Below are 19,950 nucleotides of genomic sequence, written 5' to 3' on the forward strand. Positions count from 1 at the left end.
CGCTCCATCCGGAGCGGGCCACGCCTCAGAAGTGCAGCGGACGCTTGTCCACCGCCAGCGCCGCCTCGTGCACCACTTCCGACAGCGTCGGGTGGGCGTGGCAGATGCGGGCGAGATCTTCGCTGCTGCCGGCGAACTCCATCGCCACCACCGCCTCGGCGATCAACTCGGAAGCGTTGGCGCCGATGATGTGCACACCGAGGATGCGGTCGGTGTTGGCATCCGCCAGCATCTTGACGAAGCCGGAGGGTTCACCCATGCCCAGCGCACGGCCGTTCGCCAGGAAGGGGATCTTGCCGGCCTTGTAGGCCACGCCTTCCGCCTTCAACTGCTGCTCGGTCTTGCCCACCCAGGCGATTTCCGGGCTGGTGTAGATCACCCAGGGCACGGTGTCGAAGTTGCAATGGCCAGCCTGCCCACCGATCAGCTCGGCCACCATCACGCCCTCTTCCATCGCCTTGTGCGCCAGCATCGGGCCGCGCACCACGTCGCCCACTGCCCACACGCCCGGCAGGTTGGTGCGGCAGTGGTCGTCCACCTCGATCTGCGAACGCTCGTTCAGCTTCAGGCCCACCGCCTCGGCGTTGAGGCCATCGGTGTTGGGCACGCGGCCGACGGAGACGATAAGGCGATCCGCATCCAGCTTCTGGTCAGCGCCGCTCTTGTCCTTGTAGGCAATGGAGACGCCCTTCTTGGCGATCTTCACGTCGCCGATGGTGACGCCCAGCTCGAACTTGAGGCCCTGCTTGGCGAACAGCTTCTGCGCTTCCTTGGCCACGTCCTGGTCGGCGGCGGCGAGAAAATCCGGCATGGCCTCTAGGATAGTCACCTCGGCGCCCAGGCGGCGCCACACCGAGCCCATCTCCAGGCCGATGACGCCGGCGCCGATGATGGCCAGCTTCTTCGGCACGCTGTCGATGTCCAGCGCACCGACGTTGTCGCAGACGAGCTTGTTATCCACCGGGATGCCGGGCAGATGACGTGCCTTGGAACCGGTGGCGACGATGACCTGCTGGGCGACCACCACTTCTTCGCCCACCTTCACCTGCCAGCCTTCCGGCGTCTTGGCGACGAAGCTGCCGTGCCCGTTCAGCAGGGTGACCTTGTTCTTCTTGAACAGGCCCTTGATGCCACCGGTGAGCTGATCCACGATGCCGCTCTTGCGCGCCACCATCTTGCTCACATCGATCTTGGGCGTGCCGACGTTGATACCCTGCGCGGCAAAGCTGTGGCCGGCTTCCTCGAACAGGTGCGAGGTGTGCAGCAGCGCCTTTGAGGGGATGCAGCCGACGTTCAGGCAGGTGCCGCCCAGGCGCGGCTCGCCCTTGGGATCGGCATAGGGATTGGATTCGCAGCAGGCGGTCTTGAAGCCAAGCTGGGCAGCGCGGATCGCCGCCACATAGCCGCCGGGACCACCGCCGATCACCAGCACATCGAATTGCTTGCTCATGTAGTGCTCCTGTGAATGCCGCAGAGCGCGCGATTGCGACTCGGGCGGCTTGCGCCGCCCGAGTCGCAACTCGCACGTCGGGTCTTAGATGTCGAGGATCAGGCGAGCCGGATCTTCCAGCGCTTCCTTCATCGCCACCAGGCCGAGGACGGCTTCGCGGCCGTCGATGATGCGGTGGTCGTACGACAGCGCCAGATAGTTGATCGGGCGGATCACGACCTGGCCGTTCTCGGCAACCGGACGATCCTTGGTGGCGTGGATGCCGAGGATGGCCGACTGCGGCGGGTTGATGATCGGGGTGGACAGCATGGAGCCGAACACACCGCCGTTGGAGATGGAGAAGGTGCCACCGGAGAGCTCTTCCAGCGACAGCTTGCCGTCCTTCGCCTTCTGGCCGTACTCGGCGATCTTCTTCTCGACGTCGGCCACGGACATCTGGTCCGCATCACGCAGAATGGGCACCACCAGGCCGCGCGGCGAACCAACGGCGATGCCGATGTCGATGTAGCCGTGGTAGACGATGTCGTTGCCATCGACCGAGGCGTTCAGGATCGGATACTTCTTCAGCGCCGCAACCGCGGCCTTGACGAAGAAGCCCATGAAGCCCAGACGCACGCCGTGAGCCTTCTCGAACTTGTCGCCGTACTGCTTGCGCAGTGCCATCACCGGCGCCATGTTGACCTCGTTGAAGGTGGTCAGGATGGCGTTCTCGTTCTTGGACTGGATCAGGCGCTCGGCGATGCGGGCGCGCAGGCGGGTCATCGGCACGCGCTCTTCCGGGCGCTCGCCGGCGATCACCACCGCAGGCGCAGCCGCCGCGGCCGGCTTGGCCTTGTTGGCACCGACCGCATCTTCCTTGGTCACGCGGCCGCCACGGCCGGTGCCGCTCACTTCAGCGGCGGTAATGCCCTTCTCTTCCAGGATCTTGCGCGCGGCCGGGCTGGGCGAGCCGGCAGCGGCGGACGAGGACGCCGCTGCAGCCGGGGCCGCGGCAGGCGCGGTCACCGGCGGCACCGGCTCGCTCTTGGCGGCGCCGGAAGCGGCCTTGGCTTCGGTGTCGATCTGGGCGATCAGTTCGCCGGAAGTCACCGTGTCACCGTTGCCCTTGACGATCTTCACCAGCACGCCATCGGCAGGAGCCGGGGTTTCGAGCACGACCTTATCGGTTTCGATGTCGATCAGGTTCTCGTCGCGCGAGACGGCATCACCTTCCTTCTTGTGCCAGGAAACCAGCGTGGCTTCAGAGACGGATTCGGACAGCTGCGGCACTTTTACTTCGATCAGCATGGAGTTCTCTCCCGTATTCGTTCGGTTTCTTGCTTATGTATGCGCGGGTTTGCGGACTCAGTCCTTGATCGGCGCAAAGGCGTTCTCGATCACCGCCTTCTGCTGCAGATTGTGCTTGGCGTAGTAGCCCACCGCCGGCGAGGCCGCCGCCGGACGGCTGACCAGCAGCAGCTTGTGCTTCGGCCCCAGCACGTTCACCAGGTGCTGACGGGAAGCCAGCCAGTACCAGGCACCCTGGTTGCGCGGCTCTTCCTGGCACCACACCACTTCCTTGGCATTAGGGAACTGCGCCAAAGCGGCGGCAAAGGCCTCGGTCGGGAAGGGATAAAGCTGCTCGATACGGACCAGCGCCGTGTCCTTGATGTTGTTCTCGCGACGGTGCGCCAGCAGCTCGTAGTAGAGCTTGCCCTGGCACAGCACGATGCGCTTGACCTTCTTCGGATCCAGCTTCTCGGTCTCGCCGATCACCGTCCGGAACTGGCCGCGGGCCAATTCATCCAGCGAAGACACCGCTTCCTTGTGACGCAGCAGCGACTTCGGCGTGATGATGATCAGGGGCTTGCGCACACGACGCAGCATCTGGCGACGCAGCAGGTGGAAGATCTGACTGGGCGTGGTGGGCACGCAAATCTGCCAGTTGTTCTCGGCGGCGTTGTTCATGAAGCGTTCCAGGCGCGCGGAGGAGTGCTCCGGGCCCTGGCCTTCATAGCCGTGCGGCAGCATGATGGTCAGGCCGCACAGCCGGCCCCACTTGGATTCGCCGGAGCTGATGAACTGGTCCAGCACGACCTGGGCGCCATTCACGAAGTCGCCGAACTGGGCTTCCCAGACAACAAGTTCGTTCGGCTCGGCGGTGGAGTAGCCATACTCGAAGCCGAGCACCGCCTCCTCCGACAGTACCGAGTCGAAGCACTGGAAGCCGGCCTGGCCTTCCTGGATGAACTCCAGCGGCTTGTAGGAACCTTCGTCCCAACGCTCGCGTTTCTGATCGTGCAGCACCGCGTGACGGTGGAAGAAGGTGCCACGGCCGACGTCCTCGCCGGAGATGCGCACCGCGTAACCCTGTGCCAGCAGCGAGGCGTAGGCAAGGTTCTCGCCCATGCCCCAGTCCAGCGGCAGTTCGCCACGGCCCATGGCACTACGGTCATCAATGATCTTCTTGACGCGGGAATGCAGCGTGAAGGTTTCCGGAATCGCGGTCAGGCGCTCGGACAAGCGCTTGATCTCCTGCATCGGGATGCTGGTGTCGGCATCGTCGGTGTAGGGCTGGTTCAGGAAAGGCGTCCAGTCCACCGAGAACTGCCGGTTGTGACCGGACAGCACCGGGTTGTACAGCAGTTCACCCTTGTCCAGATGCTCGCGGTACTGCTGGATCATCTGCTCCGGTTCATCTGCGCCCAGGGTGCCCTCGGCAACCAGGCGATCGGCGTAGAGCTTGCGGGTACCCGGATGCTGCTGGACCTTACGGTACATCAGCGGCTGGGTGACCATCGGCTCGTCCTGCTCGTTGTGGCCGAGCTTGCGGTAGCAGACGATATCCACCACCACGTCCTTCTTGAACTGCTGGCGGAATTCCACCGCCAGCGCGGTCACGAAGGCCACCGCTTCCGGATCGTCGCCATTGACGTGGAAGATCGGCGCTTCGACCATCTTGAAGATGTCGGTGCAGTACAGTGAAGAGCGGTAGTCGCGCGGATCGGAGGTGGTGAAGCCGATCTGGTTGTTCACCACGACGTGCACCGTGCCGCCGGTGCCGTAGCCGCGGGTCTGGGAGAAGTTCAGCATCTCCTGGTTCACACCCTGGCCGGCCACCGCGGCGTCGCCGTGGATCAGCACCGGGATGACCTGGCCCTTCTCTGCATCCTTGCGGCGGACCTGGCGGGCATACACCGAACCTTCGACCACCGGGTTGATGATTTCCAGGTGGGAGGGGTTGAAGGCCAGCGTCAGGTGCACCGGGCCACCCGGGCTCATGACGTCGCTGGAGAAGCCGAGGTGGTACTTGACGTCGCCGGCCGACAGATCCGCGGCGGCCTTGCCCTCGAATTCGGAGAACAGCATCTTCGGCGACTTGCCGAGGGTGTTCACCAGCACGTTCAGACGGCCCCGGTGGGCCATGCCGATGACGATTTCCTGCGCGCCCAGCGCACCGCCGACGTGGACGATCTCGTCCATCGCCACGATGGTGGATTCGCCGCCTTCCAGCGAGAAGCGCTTCTGGCCGACGTACTTGGTGTGCAGGTAGCGTTCCAGGGTTTCGGCGGCGGTGGTGCGTTCCAGCACCCGCCGCTTCTTGTCGGCGGAGAACTTGGGTGTGCCGCGCACGCTTTCCAGCCGGCTCTGGATCCAGCGTTTCTGCTGGATGTCCGAGATATACATGTACTCGGAGCCGATGGAACCGCAGTAGGTCTGCCGCAGCGCCTCCAGGATCTCGCGCAGGCTCGCGCGTTCGGTCGAGAAACCGTGGAAGGAGCCGACGTTGAAGCTCTTGGACAAGTCCGCCTCGGTGAAGCCGTAGTAGGACGGTTCAAGTTCGGCGATCTGCGGGCGCTCGGTGCGCTTCAGCGGGTCCAGGTTGGCCCAGCGGTTGCCGAGGAAACGGTAGGCGTTGATCAGCTGCAGCGTGGAAACCTGCAGCTTGTCCTCGCCACCGGCGGCAACCACGGTACGCACCGGGCCACGCTTCGCCATCTGCTCGAAGGCGGCGATGACGGGACCGTGGGCCACGTCACGCACTGCACTCCCGGCCTGGCTCTGCAGGTTGTCGAAATAGGTCCGCCAGGCTTCGGGCACCGAAGCGGGGTCGGAGAGATAGTTCTCGTAGAGTTCTTCGATGAACGGCGCGTTGGCACCGAACAGATGCGAAGTGTTCTGTAGCTCTTTCATCATGGTGTAGCCACCTGTGTGTTCTGGTTCCCTGCTTCCGGGGGTAAGTGGTCCGGTCACGGCGCCCGATGGAAAGATGGAAAAACGGGATGGGCGCGACATCACGACCCATCCCGTAGGGCTTAGTCCGTTATCCGGCCTTGCCTCCCTTCCCTCTCCATCGTCTCTTACGGACGCTGCCCGATGGCCGGAACGTCGCGACGTGCCGCACCGGTGTAAAGCTGGCGCGGACGGCCGATCTTGTATTCCGGATCGGTGATCATTTCTTCCCATTGGGTGATCCAGCCCACCGTACGCGCGAGCGCGAAGATGCAGGTGAACATGGAGGTCGGAATGCCCAGTGCCTTCTGCACGATGCCGGAGTAGAAGTCCACGTTCGGGTAGAGCTTCTTCTCGACGAAGTATTCGTCTTCCAGCGCGATCTTCTCGAGCTCCTTGGCGAGCTTGAACAGGCGGTCGTCTTCCAGACCCAGTTCGGTCAGCACATCGTTGCAGACCTTGCCCATCAGCTTGGCGCGCGGGTCGAAGTTCTTGTAGACGCGGTGGCCGAAGCCCATCAGCTTGAAGCTGTCGCTCTTGTCCTTGGCGCGCTTGATGTACTCGCCCACGCGGGACACATCGCCGATCTCTTCCAGCATGTTCAGGCACGCTTCATTGGCGCCACCGTGCGCCGGGCCCCACAGGCAGGCGATGCCGGCGGAGATGCAGGCGAAGGGGTTGGCGCCGGAGGAGCCTGCCAGACGCACCGTGGAGGTGGAGGCGTTCTGCTCATGATCGGCGTGCAGCGTGAAGATCACGTCCAGCGCACGAACCAGCACCGGGTTCGGCTTGTACTCCTCGCACGGGGTACCGAACATCATGTGCATGAAGTTCGCCGTGTAATCGAGGTCGTTGCGCGGGTACATGAAGGGCTGGCCGAAGTTGTACTTGTAGGCCATGGCAACAATGGTCGGCAGCTTCGCGATCAGGCGGTTGATCGAGACGTTGCGGTGTTCCTGGTCGGAGAAGTCCATCGCGTCGTGGTAGAACGCGGACAGCGCCCCCACCACACCCACCATGATCGCCATCGGGTGCGCATCGCGGCGGAAGCCGTTGAAGAAGCGGGTCAGCTGGTCATGCACCATCGTGTGGGTCTTGATGGTGTTCTCGAAATCGCTCTTCTGCACGGAGTTCGGCAGTTCGCCGTTCTTCAGCAGGTAGGCAACTTCGAGGAAGTTGCACTTCTCGGCGAGTTGCTCGATGGGGTAGCCGCGATACAGCAGCTCGCCCTTGTCGCCGTCGATATAGGTAATGCTCGACTTGCAGCTGGCAGTAGAAAGGAAGCCAGAGTCGTAGGTGAACAAACCGGTTTTACCGCCCAGCGTCCGAATGTCGATGACATCATTGCCGTGGGTACCGGTCATTACCGGGAAATCGACGGTCTTGCCATCGACGGTTAGGGTTGCGGTGCGTTCAGTGCTCATAGGTCGTCCCTTCTCTGCTAGCCGGTTTAACTGCTCTGCTCCCTGTTCATGAAAGGCTGGTCAACGTCATGCCTGACGCAGCAAGCCGATCATCTCCTTCCAGCGGTCTACGTCGCATGCCTTGCTGCCATTGACCATCGCCCACAGGTCGTAGTCGTCGCAGCGCAGCAGGTCGTCCAGATCCGCCAGCTGATCGTCGCTCAGACGATCGAAATGCCGCTCGAGGAAGCGCGCGAAGACAAGGTCGAGCTCGAGCAGAGCCCGACGGCATTGCCAGCGCACGCGTCCCCGGTTGATGCTCATCTCAGACCGCCCGACGGACCATCATGTCCTTGATCTTCCCGATCGCACGGGTCGGGTTGAGGCTCTTCGGACAGACGTCCACACAGTTCATGATGGTGTGGCAACGGAACAGGCGGTACGGGTCCTCGAGGTTGTCGAGGCGCTCGTTGGTCGCCTGGTCGCGGGTATCGGCGAGGAAGCGGTAAGCCGCCAGCAGGCCGGCCGGACCAACGAACTTGTCCGGGTTCCACCAGAACGACGGGCAGGAGGTCGAGCAGCACGCGCAGAGGATGCACTCGTACAGGCCGTTGAGTTCCTCGCGGTCTTCCGGGGTCTGCAGGCGCTCGCGCTCCGGCGCCGGGTCGTTGTTGACCAGATAGGGCTTGATGGAGTGGTACTGCTTGAAGAACTGGGTCATGTCCACGATCAGGTCGCGGATGACCGGCAGGCCAGGCAGCGGACGCAGCGTGATCGGCTGGGCCAGCTTGTCGATGTCGGTCAGGCAGGCCAGGCCGTTCTTGCCGTTGATGTTCATCGCGTCGGAACCGCACACGCCTTCGCGGCAGGAGCGGCGGAAGGACAGGGAATCGTCCTTCGTCTTCAGGCGGACGATCGCGTCGAGCAGCTTCTTGTCGGACGCTTCCAGTTCAACGGAAATGTCCTGCATGTAGGGCTGCGCGTCCTTGTCCGGATCGTAGCGGTAGATCTTGAATTGAACGGTACGCTTGCTCATCTCGTTTGTTCTCCCGCGCTCAGTAGGTGCGCTTGGCGAGCGCGATCGGCTCGACATCCGCCGACAGGGGCTTGAGGTTCACCGGCTTGTAGTCGAGGCGGTTGCCTTCGCTGTACCACAGGGTGTGCTTGAGCCAGTTCTGGTCATCGCGGCCGTTCGGATGCTCGGCGGTATCCGGCGCGTCGTCGCGCACGTGAGCACCGCGGGACTCCTTGCGGGCCTCGGCCGAGATCATGGTGGCCTTGGCGACTTCGATCAGGTTGTCCAGTTCGAGCGCCTCGGTACGGGCCGTGTTCCAGACCTTGGACTTGTCGGCGATCTGGGTGACCTTGGCCTGCTCGGCAACTTCAAGGATGTGGGTCACGCCTTCCTGCAGCAGTTCCTTGAAGCGGAATACGCCGGCATGCTTCTGCATGGTGCGCTGCATGGCCAGGCGCACGTCGTGCACCTCGCTGCCACCGGTCTGGGTTTCCAGGCGGTTGATACGAGCCAGGGAAACGTCGGCGGCATCCGCCGGCAGGGGCTTCAATGTCAGGTTGCCGGACTTGAAGTCCTCGACCACGGTTTCACCAGCGGACTTGCCGAATACCAGCAGGTCCAGCAGCGAGTTGGTGCCCAGGCGGTTGGCACCGTGCACCGAGGCGCAGGCGCACTCGCCGGCGGCGTAAAAGCCGGCCACCGGCACGTTGGAGTCGCCGTTCTTCGGCGCAACGACCTGACCCTTGTAGTTGGTCGGGATACCGCCCATCTGGTAATGGCAGGTCGGAACGACCGGGATCGGCGCCTTGATCGGGTCCACACCGGCGAACTGGATCGAGATTTCACGAATGCCGGGCAGGCGCTTCATGATGGTCTCGGGCGACAGGTGGGTGATGTCCAGCAGGACGTGGTCCTTGTCCGGACCGCAGCCACGGCCTTCGTTGATCTCGGTGACCATGGAGCGGGACACCACGTCACGCGAAGCCAGGTCCTTCAGGTTGGGCGCATAGCGTTCCATGAAACGCTCGCCGGAGGCGTTGCGCAGGATGCCGCCCTCGCCACGCACGCCTTCGGTAATCAGCACACCGGCGCCGGCCACGCCGGTCGGGTGGAACTGCCAGAATTCCATGTCTTCCAGCGGGATGCCGGAGCGCGCCGCCATGCCGACACCGTCGCCGGTGTTGATGAAGGCGTTGGTGGAACTGTAGTAGATACGGCCAGCACCACCGGTGGCGAAGATGGTCGCCTTGGCGTGGAAGATGGAAACTTCACCGGTTTCCATCTCGATCGCGGTCACGCCGAGGACGTCGCCCTCGCTGTTGCGGATCAGGTCCAGCGCCATCCATTCGACGAAGAACTGGGTATTGGCCCGCACGTTGCGCTGGTAGAGCGCGTGCAGCATGGCGTGGCCGGTACGGTCTGCGGCGGCACAGGAGCGCATCACCGGCGCCTGGCCGTAGTTCATCGAATGGCCGCCGAACGGACGCTGGTAGATCTTGCCGTTGTCGGTACGGTCGAAAGGCATGCCGTAGTGCTCGAGTTCGATCACCACCTCATTGGCCTTGCGGACCATGAACTCGATGGCATCCTGGTCACCCAGCCAGTCCGACCCCTTTACGGTGTCGTACATGTGCCAGTGCCAGTTGTCCTCGGTGGAGTTGCCGAGCGACGCCGCCACCCCGCCCTGCGCCGCTACGGTGTGGGAGCGGGTGGGGAACACTTTGGTCAGCACAGCGGTCTTGAGACCCGCTTCGGAAAGTTGCAGGGCTGCACGCAGGCCGGCACCGCCAGCGCCGACGATGACCGCATCAAAGGTACGCTTCGCGACGTTCACGCTTACAGCCTCCAAAGAATCTGGGCCGCCCAGCCGGCGTAGCCGACGAGCAGGAAAATGGTGATCAGGTGCAGCACGAGGCGCAGGCCCGCCGGCTTGACATAGTCCATCCAGATGTCACGAATGCCGATCCAGGCATGGAAGAACAGCGAGAGGAAGAACAGGAAGGTCGCGAACTTCATCAAGCCGTTGGAGAACAGACCCGACCAGGCGTCATAGCTCAACTCCGGCAGGGTCAGCGCACAGATACCGAAAATAACGGTATAGATGGCCATGAAGAGCGCGGTTGCGCGCTGCGCGATCCAGTCGCGGAGGCCATAGTGAGCCCCGACTACGTGACGATTCACCATAGCTTCACCCCGATGATGACGGTGAGCGCCAGGCTCACGACGAGAACGATGCGGGCGGAGTTGCGCGCGGACGGCAGGTCCAGCCCCTGGTGCAGATCCAGCAGCAGGAAGCGGATACCCGCACAGAAGTGGTGCAGGTAGGCCCACAGCAGGCCGAGCAAGAGCAGCTTCGCCAGCGGGTGGCTGACAACTGCCTCGAAGGTCGCGAAGGTTTCCGGCGAACCCAGGCTGCGACCGAAGAGGAACAGCAGGAAAGGCAGCAGCAGGAAGAGGCCCGCCCCGCTCACCCGATGAAGAATCGACACGATGCCCGGCAGCGGCAGCCGGATCTCGTGAACGGCCAGATGCTTCGGCCTTTGCTTGCGCACTGTCACTTCTGACATGAAGACTCCCCTGAACATTTGCGACGAGAAACCGCCGCCGACTTCAAAAAGTTCATAATTATAGCTTTCCTGAATACGACGTTAGCCAGCCGCACCCCGTCAATTCAGCTCGTTCAGATAGAAATGTTCCGCGGTGGAATACAACCCCCGCCGCCACTCCACCGGCTTGTCGCCGTAGGTATAAGTCACCCGCTCCACCGACAACAGGGGGGTACCTTCGGGCACCTTCAGCGCTTCGCTGGTCGAGCGGTCCGCCGCAACCGCCCGGATGCGCTCCTGCGCACGGATCATGCGCAGACCGAAACGCGTCTCAAACAAGCTGTAAAGCGAGCCGTTCCAGTCCTGCAGGGCTTCGAAGGTCAAGCCGGGAAAGACGTCCCCCGGCAGGTAGATTTCGTCGACCACCACAGGCTTCTGGGCGAAGCGCAACAGGCGGCGGACGATGATGATGGGGGCGCCGAGTTCGATGCCAAGCATGCGCGAAGCTTCCTGCCCCGCCTTGGCGCGCCAGCAGTCCAGCGGCACGCTCTGGGGGTGGGAGAGGTCGCCATCCATCGGAACCAGGCGCAGGAAACGGAACAGGGCCCGCGGATCGTTGTGCGAGGCGACGAAAGTGCCCTTGCCCTGCTTTCGGATCAGCAGGTTCTCCGCAGCCATCTCGTCGATGGCCTTGCGCACCGTTCCCTGGGAAACGGAGAATCGCGCGGCCAGCTCCTGCTCGCTGGGAATCGCTTGACCGGGACGCCACTCCCCCGCCTCAAGCGCTTGCAGAATCAGCGTCTTGATCTGACGGTAGAGGGGGCTGAAGGTGGGGGATTCCTGGGCCATCGGCGTATTTGAGCATAAAATTTTCCCAGCGTCTATGCCATGTCTCATATCTTATATAAGACAAAAGACATGATTTGACAGGGCAGCCCTTAGCTTCTACCATCCTTGCGCCCTGCCCCAAGGCCGCCTATACCAAGCCAGGCTGTGCGCTTTCGGGCGATTGCTGCGCCGTCAGCGCGGGCATGAACATCCTTTCATCAAGACCGTTTTTTGGGAGTACTTTCATGAGCAAAGCCCCTGTGCGCGTCGCTGTCACCGGCGCAGCCGGCCAGATCGGCTACAGCCTGCTGTTCCGCATTGCCAGCGGTGAAATGCTGGGCAAGGACCAGCCCGTCATCCTGCAACTGCTCGACCTGCCCCAGGCCCAGAAAGCGGTCAAGGGCGTCATCATGGAGCTGGAAGACTGCGCGTTCCCGCTGCTCGCCGGCGTGATCGCCACCGACGATCCCAACGTCGCCTTCAAGGACGCCAAGGTTGCCCTGCTCGTCGGCGCCCGCCCCCGCGGCCCCGGCATGGAGCGCAAGGACCTGCTGACCGAGAACGCCAAGATCTTCACCGTGCAGGGCGCAGCCATCGGCCAATACGCCGATCCGGACTGCAAGGTGCTGGTGGTCGGCAACCCTTGCAACACCAACGCCTACATCGCCAAGGAAGTCGCCCAGAAATACGGGCGCGTTCCGGCGAAGAACTTCACCGGCATGCTGCGCCTGGACCACAACCGCGCGCTGTCCCAGCTCGCCACCAAGTCTGGCCGTGACGTTGCTTCGCTGAAGAACCTGGTGGTGTGGGGCAATCATTCCCCCACCATGTACGCCGACTACCGTTTCGTTACCTCCAACGGTGACAACGTCAAGGGCCTCATTAACGACGACGCCTGGAACAAGGATGTGTTCCTGCCCACCGTCGGCAAGCGTGGCGCCGCCATCATCGAAGCCCGCGGCCTCTCCTCCGCCGCCTCCGCCGCCAACGCGGCGATCGACCACATCCGCGACTGGGTGCTGGGCTCCAAGGGCGAATGGGTCACCATGGGCATTCCGTCCGACGGTTCCTATGGCATCCCGGAAGGCATCATCTACGGCTTCCCGGTGACCACCGAAAACGGCGAATACAAGATCGTCCAGGGCCTGGACATCGACGCCTTCTCCCGCGAGCGCATGACCAACACGCTGAACGAGCTGCTGGAAGAGCGTGAAGGCGTGAAGGACCTGCTGGCCTGAGAGCCAGCCAGGGTCGCTGAAAGAAGGTGAAAGCGCACGGCAATGCCGTGCGCTTTTTTATTGCCCCGCAGCCCTGCTATCCTCGGCCACCCCGCTGCAGCCTTCGAGACTTCTCAGATGCATTCCCGAGCCCACCCTAGCAACGTTCTCTTCGCCGGCGAAAAGCCCTTCCCCATCCTCCCGGCGGTGGATCACTACGCCGGCGCCGAGAAGCTGATGCTGAAGGCGCTCTCGCTGCAGCGCGATCTCGGCCCGGTCTTCGACCTGACCTGCGACTGCGAGGACGGCGCCCGCGCCGGCGCGGAAGCGGAACATGCGCAGATGGTCGCCGCGTTGGTGACGGGCCCGGAGAACATCCATGGCCGTGTCGGCGCCCGCATCCATGACATTACCCACCCCCACTGGCAGCGCGACCTGGAGATCCTGATCGGCGCCGCCGGGGAACGGCTGGCCTTCGTCACCCTGCCCAAGGTCAGGAGTGCCGCTGATGCCCAAGCCCAGATCGCGGAATTGAGGCGGCAGGAGGCGTCGGCCGGCCTGAGCCGTGCCCTGCCGGTCCACGTACTGATAGAAACACATGGCGCCCTGCGCGAGGCCTGGGAGATTGCCTCGCTGGCGGGTGTCGAATCACTGGATTTCGGCCTGATGGACTTCGTCTCCGGCCACCACGGCGCCATTCCCGCCTCGGCGATGAAGAGCCCGGGCCAGTTCGATCATCCCCTGGTCGCGCGGGCCAAGCTGGAAATCGCGGCGGCGGCGCTGGGCTGCGGCGTCGTGCCCTCGCACAACGTGACCACCGAGCTGAAGGATCTAGAAATCATCCGGCGCGATGCGACCCGGGCCCGGCGCGAGTTCGGCTACCTGCGGATGTGGAGCATCCATCCGAACCAGATCCTGCCCATCGTGGAAGCAATGCGACCTGATTTTTCCGAAGTGGAAGAAGCCGGTGAAATCCTGGCTGCAGCGCAGGATGCCGACTGGGGGCCGATACAACAACGCGGCCGTTTGCACGACCGCGCTTCCTACCGCTATTACTGGGAACTGCTGCAGCGCGCCCGCCAGACCGGCATGCCGATCGACCAAGCGCATCTGGCGCGCTTCTTCACCGCCTGAGCAAAGCCCCCGGCACAGCCGGGAGCATCCTGCCTACTCTTTGCCGGGGGCCTCCGGCTTGCCCGCGGACGTGGCCTCAACCGGCTTCTCGGCGACAGCCTTGGGCTGAACGGCTTTGGGCCTGGCACTCTTCGTAGCAGCGGGTTCGGCCACGGTCGGCTTGGCTTTGGCGGCAGCAGGCTTGGCTGGAGTCTTGCCCGCACTGACCTTCACCGCCGGCTTCTTCGCCGCCTCAGGCTTGCTCCCGGCCTTGGGAGCAGCGGCTTCTGCCTTTGCCGCTGTAGCGGGCGCAGCCGCCTTGGTCGAGGCTCCGCCTGCTGCCGGCTTGGCCGCCGCGGCGGCCTTCGGCTTGGCAGCTGCCACTGCACCGGATTTCGCTGCCGCGGCCCGCGAGCCAGGCACACCGGGGCTCGCTTGCGCGGACTTGGCCTTTTCCGCCACCCCCGGCGCAGCCTTGGGCTTCGCAGCTTCGAGCTTGGCCTGAGCCGCCTTTGCCGGCGCGGGCCTGGCCGTCAGCGCCTTCTTCGCGGCCGCCGGCTTGGCCACAGCCACCGGCAAAGCCTCGACGGTACGCACAGCGGGAGCCGCCGCCTTCGGGGCGGCCTTTTCCGCCGGCTGACGCGCCGGCAGCGGGATGCCGAAACCGGCCGCCCTCGCCTCCACCATCAGCCAATCCGCTGCTGGCGCCCAAGGCAGCGCAGCCCGCAGCATCACCTTGACCGCCTCTTCACTATCATGACCATCGGCGGATGCACCGCCATCCAGCCGCGGCAGCCAGGGCAGGAAGAAATCGATCTGGGAGGGCTGGTTTTCGCGCCCTTCCGCCAGCGCAGGCAGCCAAGGGCTGGGCCCGGAGCCGAATGCGCTCAGCCAAGCGTGCCACTGCTCGCCCCAGAAGCTGTTCCAGCCTTGCCAGGCGGAGAAGGGGCGGGTCCAGGCGTCGACCCAAAGGTCCGAGAATGCCGCTATCGGATTCGCGGCGGGGCTGGTGCGCTTCATCGCAGGCTCTCCCGAGTGGAAAAGCGCTAGCTTACTCTGCCAAGGATTGCAGCGGGATATTCGGGGTAGATTGCAGGTCGCGCGCCTCAGTCCGGACGCGCGGCCAGCCAGTTCGCGAAATCCGCCCCGGGCATCGGCTTCGCGTAGAGGAAGCCCTGCGCGCTGTCGCAGCCCTCGCTGCGCAGCAGATCCGCCTGCGCCTGTACTTCCACGCCCTCGGCCACCACCGCGAAGCCCAGGCTGCGGCTCAAGGCGATCACCGCCCGGGTAATGGCAAGGTTGCTGCCGTCGCCCGGCAGATCGCGCACGAACTCACGATCGATCTTGAGGCGATGCACCGCAAGGTGCTTGAGGTAAGCCAGCGAGGAATAGCCCGTGCCGAAGTCGTCGATCGCCAAGCCGACACCCAGCTCGCGCAGCGCCGCGATAACGCGCTTGGCATTATCCGCGTTATGCAGCAGCGAGCTTTCGGTGATCTCCACTTCCAGCGCCGCCGCCGGCAGGCCGGTTTCCTCCAGCACCCGAGCGACCACCTGTTCGAAGCCGCCGCGTTCGATCTGCGGCGCCGCAACGTTCACCGCTACCCGGCCGGGGTTGAGCCCGGCGTCGAGCCAGCTGCGCGCCTCGCGGCAGGCCTGGCGCAGCACCCAGGCGCCTATGGGCACGATGAGCCCGGTCTCTTCCGCCAGCGGGATGAACTCCAGCGGCGGCACCAGGCCACGCGCCGGATCGCGCCAGCGCAGCAGGGCCTCCACGCCTATCACCCGCCCCGAACACAGGTCCAGCTGCGGCTGGTACCACAGTTCGAAGCTGCCCTGCTCCAGCGCCTGGCGTAGGCCGTGCTCCATCTCCAGCCGCCGGCGTGCGGCCAGGGCCATCTCGTCGTGATGGAAGCTGAAGGTATCCCGGCCCAGTTGCTTGCTGCGATACATGGCGGTATCAGCAGCCTTGATCAGCGAGGTCGCATCAGCGCCATCGCGGGGGAAGATGGCGATGCCTATGCTGGCAGAGACTCGCGTCAGGTGGCCGTCCAGGTCCACCGGCAGCGCCATTTCCGCAATCAGTTGCTCGGCGGTCTCGGACACCGCCTCGCCCAGGCTGATGTCCTCCAGCACGATGGCGAACTCGTCGCCACCGAAGCGGCAAACCGAGTCTTCCTCGCGCAGGGCCGCGCGCAGGCGCTCGGACACGACCTGCAGCAAGCGGTCGCCGGCGGGGTGGCCCAGGCTGTCGTTGACGTTCTTGAAGCCGTCCAGGTCCAGCAGCAGCACCGCGACGCTGGAGCCGGTGCGGCGCGCCCGCTCCAGCGCATGCTCCAGGCGGTCGCCGAGCAGCGCGCGGTTGGGCAGGCCGGTGAGCGGATCGTAGTGCGCCAGGCGCTCCAGCTGGGTCTCGGCGTCCTTGATCTGGGAGATGTCGGAAAACACCGCGACGTAGTTGCTCACCCGCCCTTCGTCATCCTTCACCACGCCTATGGTCAGCCACTGGGGATACACCTCGCCGGTCTTGCGCCGGTTCCAGATCTCGCCTTGCCACTGGCCGCGCTCCTTCAGCGTCTTCCACATGGCACGGTAGTACTCGCGGTCGTGTCGGCCGGACTGCAGGATGCGGGTGTGGCGGCCGACCACGTCGATCTCGTCGTAGCCGGTGATGAGGCTGAAGGCAGGATTCACCGACAGGATGATGCCGCTCTCGTCGGTGATGGAAATGCCTTCGATGGTGTTGTCGAACACCGTCGCTGCCTGCCGCAGGCGTTCCTCCGCGATGCGCCGGGCGGTCACGTCGCGGCCGACGATGACCAGGCCATCGCGGCTGCCGTCTCCACGGCGGATCGGAATGCGCGTCACGTCGAAGTAATGGCGCTCGCCCGCCGGATCATTCACCACCTCGATGGAATGGCAGGGCAGCTGCTCGCTGCTCCAGGCTAGCTCATCGTTGTCCAGGCACTGCTGCAGCGCCGAAGCGTACTCCGGACGAAGCAGGCCCAGCTCGCGATCGGTCATGCCGAACCACTTCTCGCCGCGCAGGTTGAACAAGGCCTGTGCCCGTTGGTTGGTCACCAGCCAGCGGCCGCCGCCGTCCTTGAAGAAGATGGCGTCCGGCAGCGCTTCGATCAACGCGCTCATCCGCCGCTCGCTCTCCCGCACCTTCTCCTCGGCCGCCTTGCGCTCGGTGATGTCCAGCACCGTACCGACCACACCATGGACCTCGCCGTCCGGGCTGGAGATGGTGGCCTTGTAGAAGATCACGTCGCGTCGCCCGGTCTCGGTTTCGACCTGCGTTTCATAGACCTGGGTGCCGCGGGCATCCATCAAGGCGCGGTCTCGCTGCTCATAGGCAGTGGCGAGGTCGGCGGGCGCGACCTCGTAGACGGTGCGACCGATGATTTCCGTCTTGGAGCGGCCGAGGAACTCGCCAAAGGCATTGTTGCAGCCGAGGTAGCGGCCGGAGACGTCCTTGTAGAAAACCGGCGCAGGAATGGCGTCCAGTACCGCCTGCAGGAAGCGGCCGCGCTCTCGCCGCGCCGCATCGCCGATGCGAGCGGCACGCTCGCCCCGCATCGCCAGCATGAGCGCCAGCGCGCCGCCGCCGAGGAAGGCGCCGAGCACGCACAGCATCGCCCCGGAGAACACGGCGGGGTGCGGCTCGGCCAGCACTTCGGACGCACCGGGAACCGCCATGCTGTCCGACTTACCGAGCAGGAAACTCAGGTAGAGCAGCAACAACATGCCGGCGAACACCAGCGCATCCACCCACCAGCGGCGCGGCATGGGGGAGGACGATGAATCTGGACTACAAGCCATCTTTCTTATGTTCTGTTCTGCAACTGCGGGGTTGGTCATCCACCCACTCACGCGGGTGGAAGGAAGGCCGCATTCTACGCGTCGGCGCAAACAGCTCCAACGCCATAACAAAACCCGCCAGGCCGGCCATGCCACCGGCTTTATGCCAAACAAGATCCGGTGCACCGGAAACACACGTCAGGGCTCGCATACATGGTCCAGCACCGCGAGAAAGCCTGCCAGCAGCGGCGCCGGAGCCTCCTTGCGAATCGCCACTGCCAGACTGAAGTAAGCCTCCTCATCCTCTATCGGCAGGTACTTCACTCGCGGGATGCGCACGCATTCCAGTGGCGAGGGCAAGAGCGCGATGCCCAGCCCTGCTGCGACCAGGCCGATCTGGGTGGTCGCCTCCCGCGCGGTCTGCACCACGTTGGGCTCGAAACCCGCCCGGCGGCACAAGTGCCGGAGTATGGCTGGCAGACCAGTGCCGGCATCGGGCGGAAAGGTGATGAAACCCTCGCCCTCAAGCTGCTCGAAGCGCAGCGCCGGCGCCTTTGCCAGCGCATGGCCGGTGTTGAGGACCAGCCGCAGCGCGTCGCGGCCGATCTCCCGCAGGTCGATCCCCGGCGGTGCGTCCGGCGAGTGGTAGCGCACCAGGCCGACATCCAGTTCTCCCCGGGCGAGCGCGGTGAACTGGTCGGTGGAGAACATCTCCTCCAGTTGCAGGCGGACGTCCGGGTAGCGGCGGCGGTAGGCGTCCAGCACTGCCGGCAGCGTCTCGGTATAGGGCAGCGAAGAGGTGAAGCCGATGCGCAGCTCGCCGACCTCGCCCTGCCCGGCCCGTCGCGCTTCGGCAGCGGCCAGCGCGGCCTGGGCGAGGATGTCGCGCGCCCGTTCCAGGAAGCGCTTGCCGGCTTCGGTCAGCGTCACCCGGCGCTTGCTGCGCTCGAACAGGCGCGCGCCCAGTTCCTGCTCCAGGTCGCGGATCTGCATGGACAAGGGCGGCTGGCCGATATGCAGGCGAGCTGCCGCCCGGGTGAAGTTCAGCTCTTCCGCAACCGCGATGAAGTAGCGTAGGTGCCGCAGCTCCATTCATATATCCAACAGATCACAAGACCACTTCGAATATATTGGACTGGCACCCAGGACACAATCTACTGTTGAAGCACGGCCCCGCCGCCCGCGGCCTGGAGTGCCGCCGACAACAACAGGATGATTCAGCGTGTCCGCAGCAGCCCCCTCCCCCGAGAGCTCCGCTTCGCCCTCCACTCCTCTGGTGTCCGACCGCCTGGAGGCCGGCACCGCCGCCTACCGGCGCACCAACCTGGCGATGTTCCTCGGCGGCTTCGCCACCTTCGCCATGATGTACGGCACCCAGCCCATGCTGCCGCTGCTGTCCCGCGTGTTCGAAGTCAGCCCGGCGACCGCCAGCCTGTCCGTCTCCGCCGGCACCGCCGCGCTGTCGCTGATGCTGATTCCGGCCAGCGTGCTGTCGGACCGCTACGGCCGGCAGCGTGTCATGACGGGCTCCCTGGTGCTGGCGGCCTTCATTGCGCTGGCCTCGGCGCTGGTCACCGACTTCAACCAGTTGTTGGTGCTGCGCGCCCTGCTTGGCGCGGCGCTGGCCGGCCTGCCCGCCGCCGCCATGGCCTACCTGGGCGAGGAGGTGGCGCCGAATGCCCAGGGGCGGGCGATGGGCATCTACATCGCCGGCAACGCCATGGGCGGCATGAGCGGCCGCTTCCTGTCGGCGCTGGTCACCGAATGGGGTTCCTGGCGGCTGGCGCTGGCGACGCTCGGCATACTCGGCGGCATTGCGGCCATCGTGTTCTGGCGCAGTCTGCCCGCTTCCCGCCACTTCCGCCCGCGCGCCGCCGCCATTGGCCGCATCCTGCAGGATGCCCGCAGCATCGCCGCCGACCCCGGCCTGCCGTGGCTGTTCGCCACCGCCTTCTTGATCATGGGGAGCTTCGTCGGCCTCTACAACTTCCTCGGCTTCCGTCTGCACGAGCCGCCTTTCAGCCTGGGCCAGACGGCCATAGGCGCCATCTTCCTGCTCTATGCGGTCGGCACCTGGGCTTCCGCCTGGTCGGGACTGCTGGCGGACCGCTTCGGCCGCCGCAACGTGCTGTGGATCATGGTGGTGCTGATGATGGCCGGCATCGCCATCACGCTGGCCGCCAACCTCTTGGTGGTGATCTTGGGCGTGGCGCTGTTCACCTTCGGCTTCTTCGGCGCCCACACCACCGCCAGCGGCTGGGTGGGCCGACGGGCGCAGGAACGGCGCGCGCTGGCGGCGGCGCTCTACCTCTGTAGCTACTACCTGGGTGGCAGCGTGCTCGGCACCTTCTCCGGCCTGGCTT

The 19,950-nt window shown here is 64.8% G+C and carries 16 protein-coding genes; 3 read left to right on the top strand and 13 right to left on the bottom strand.

The genetic code is table 11. The features are described from left to right. Positions 1-25: 25 nt before the first annotated feature. The 10 genes from lpdA to GRF61_RS14025 form a co-directional block, all read right to left on the bottom strand. Positions 26-1,450, bottom strand: coding sequence for a dihydrolipoyl dehydrogenase (lpdA, locus tag GRF61_RS13980; RefSeq protein ID WP_169151251.1), 1,425 nt, complete (start codon positions 1,448-1,450; stop codon positions 26-28). Positions 1,451-1,534: 84 nt separating this feature from the next. Further along, a complete protein-coding gene (odhB, locus tag GRF61_RS13985; RefSeq protein ID WP_169151252.1) occupies positions 1,535-2,737 on the bottom strand; it encodes a 2-oxoglutarate dehydrogenase complex dihydrolipoyllysine-residue succinyltransferase in 1,203 nt (400 codons plus the stop codon). Between the two features lie 57 nt (positions 2,738-2,794). Next, positions 2,795-5,626, bottom strand: coding sequence for a 2-oxoglutarate dehydrogenase E1 component (locus tag GRF61_RS13990; RefSeq protein ID WP_169151253.1), 2,832 nt, complete (start codon positions 5,624-5,626; stop codon positions 2,795-2,797). Positions 5,627-5,790: 164 nt separating this feature from the next. Further along, complete coding sequence (gene gltA / locus GRF61_RS13995) at positions 5,791-7,086, bottom strand: citrate synthase (protein WP_169151254.1); 1,296 nt, start codon at positions 7,084-7,086, stop codon at positions 5,791-5,793. A gap of 66 nt (positions 7,087-7,152) precedes the next feature. After that, on the bottom strand, positions 7,153-7,389 hold the full coding sequence (locus tag GRF61_RS14000; RefSeq protein ID WP_169151255.1) for a succinate dehydrogenase assembly factor 2: 237 nt from the start codon (positions 7,387-7,389) through the stop codon (positions 7,153-7,155). A 1-nt stretch (position 7,390) separates the two neighbouring features. Further along, positions 7,391-8,101 (bottom strand): succinate dehydrogenase iron-sulfur subunit, encoded by a 711-nt coding sequence (locus GRF61_RS14005; RefSeq protein ID WP_133588559.1) that lies wholly within the window; start codon positions 8,099-8,101, stop codon positions 7,391-7,393. A gap of 19 nt (positions 8,102-8,120) precedes the next feature. Continuing rightward, positions 8,121-9,914 carry a succinate dehydrogenase flavoprotein subunit gene (sdhA, locus tag GRF61_RS14010; RefSeq protein WP_169151256.1) on the bottom strand — a complete coding sequence of 598 codons (1,794 nt, stop codon included), beginning with the start codon at positions 9,912-9,914 and terminating at the stop codon, positions 8,121-8,123. A gap of 2 nt (positions 9,915-9,916) precedes the next feature. Next, on the bottom strand, positions 9,917-10,264 hold the full coding sequence (gene sdhD / locus GRF61_RS14015; protein WP_169151257.1) for a succinate dehydrogenase, hydrophobic membrane anchor protein: 348 nt from the start codon (positions 10,262-10,264) through the stop codon (positions 9,917-9,919). After that, positions 10,258-10,647, bottom strand: coding sequence for a succinate dehydrogenase, cytochrome b556 subunit (gene sdhC / locus GRF61_RS14020; protein ID WP_169151258.1), 390 nt, complete (start codon positions 10,645-10,647; stop codon positions 10,258-10,260). The genes sdhD and sdhC overlap by 7 nt, the downstream gene beginning before the upstream one ends. 99 nt (positions 10,648-10,746) lie before the next feature. Beyond that, positions 10,747-11,475, bottom strand: coding sequence for a GntR family transcriptional regulator (locus GRF61_RS14025; RefSeq protein ID WP_133588551.1), 729 nt, complete (start codon positions 11,473-11,475; stop codon positions 10,747-10,749). A gap of 224 nt (positions 11,476-11,699) precedes the next feature. Between GRF61_RS14025 and GRF61_RS14030 the strand changes: the two genes are divergently transcribed. Both GRF61_RS14030 and GRF61_RS14035 read left to right on the top strand, forming a co-directional pair. After that, a complete protein-coding gene (locus GRF61_RS14030; protein ID WP_133588548.1) occupies positions 11,700-12,692 on the top strand; it encodes a malate dehydrogenase in 993 nt (330 codons plus the stop codon). 117 nt (positions 12,693-12,809) lie between these two features. Further along, positions 12,810-13,805 (top strand): aldolase/citrate lyase family protein, encoded by a 996-nt coding sequence (locus tag GRF61_RS14035; RefSeq protein WP_169151259.1) that lies wholly within the window; start codon positions 12,810-12,812, stop codon positions 13,803-13,805. Positions 13,806-13,838: 33 nt separating this feature from the next. Here the strand turns inward: GRF61_RS14035 and GRF61_RS14040 are convergent, their stop codons facing one another. From GRF61_RS14040 to GRF61_RS14050, 3 genes are all read right to left on the bottom strand, one after another. Beyond that, positions 13,839-14,804: a hypothetical protein gene (locus GRF61_RS14040; RefSeq protein ID WP_169151260.1), complete on the bottom strand. Its 966-nt coding sequence runs from the start codon at positions 14,802-14,804 to the stop codon at positions 13,839-13,841. Between the two features lie 86 nt (positions 14,805-14,890). Further along, the gene (locus tag GRF61_RS14045) at positions 14,891-17,608 is read right to left on the bottom strand and encodes an EAL domain-containing protein (protein ID WP_169151261.1); all 2,718 of its coding nucleotides are present in this window, start codon (positions 17,606-17,608) and stop codon (positions 14,891-14,893) included. Positions 17,609-17,785: 177 nt separating this feature from the next. After that, entirely contained in the window at positions 17,786-18,679 is an 894-nt protein-coding gene (locus GRF61_RS14050) for a LysR substrate-binding domain-containing protein (protein WP_169151262.1), read from the bottom strand. A gap of 238 nt (positions 18,680-18,917) precedes the next feature. Here GRF61_RS14050 and GRF61_RS14055 point away from each other — a divergent pair. Next, the coding region (locus GRF61_RS14055) for an MFS transporter (RefSeq protein ID WP_169151264.1) at positions 18,918-19,950 on the top strand (1,033 nt) is incomplete at its 3' end.

It is taken from the genome of Azoarcus sp. TTM-91, from assembly GCF_012911025.1.
In the GTDB taxonomy this organism is placed as follows: Bacteria; Pseudomonadota; Gammaproteobacteria; order Burkholderiales; family Rhodocyclaceae; genus Azoarcus.

Coding starts and splice junctions, on each gene's coding strand:
- lpdA (WP_169151251.1), bottom strand. CDS start 1,450: ATGAGCAAGCAATTCGATGTGCTGGTGATCGGCGGTGGTCCCGGCGGC.
- odhB (WP_169151252.1), bottom strand. CDS start 2,737: ATGCTGATCGAAGTAAAAGTGCCGCAGCTGTCCGAATCCGTCTCTGAA.
- GRF61_RS13990 (WP_169151253.1), bottom strand. CDS start 5,626: ATGATGAAAGAGCTACAGAACACTTCGCATCTGTTCGGTGCCAACGCG.
- gltA (WP_169151254.1), bottom strand. CDS start 7,086: ATGAGCACTGAACGCACCGCAACCCTAACCGTCGATGGCAAGACCGTC.
- GRF61_RS14000 (WP_169151255.1), bottom strand. CDS start 7,389: ATGAGCATCAACCGGGGACGCGTGCGCTGGCAATGCCGTCGGGCTCTG.
- GRF61_RS14005 (WP_133588559.1), bottom strand. CDS start 8,101: ATGAGCAAGCGTACCGTTCAATTCAAGATCTACCGCTACGATCCGGAC.
- sdhD (WP_169151257.1), bottom strand. CDS start 10,264: ATGGTGAATCGTCACGTAGTCGGGGCTCACTATGGCCTCCGCGACTGG.
- sdhC (WP_169151258.1), bottom strand. CDS start 10,647: ATGTCAGAAGTGACAGTGCGCAAGCAAAGGCCGAAGCATCTGGCCGTT.
- GRF61_RS14025 (WP_133588551.1), bottom strand. CDS start 11,475: ATGGCCCAGGAATCCCCCACCTTCAGCCCCCTCTACCGTCAGATCAAG.
- GRF61_RS14030 (WP_133588548.1), top strand. CDS start 11,700: ATGAGCAAAGCCCCTGTGCGCGTCGCTGTCACCGGCGCAGCCGGCCAG.
- GRF61_RS14035 (WP_169151259.1), top strand. CDS start 12,810: ATGCATTCCCGAGCCCACCCTAGCAACGTTCTCTTCGCCGGCGAAAAG.
- GRF61_RS14040 (WP_169151260.1), bottom strand. CDS start 14,804: ATGAAGCGCACCAGCCCCGCCGCGAATCCGATAGCGGCATTCTCGGAC.
- GRF61_RS14045 (WP_169151261.1), bottom strand. CDS start 17,608: ATGGCTTGTAGTCCAGATTCATCGTCCTCCCCCATGCCGCGCCGCTGG.
- GRF61_RS14050 (WP_169151262.1), bottom strand. CDS start 18,679: ATGGAGCTGCGGCACCTACGCTACTTCATCGCGGTTGCGGAAGAGCTG.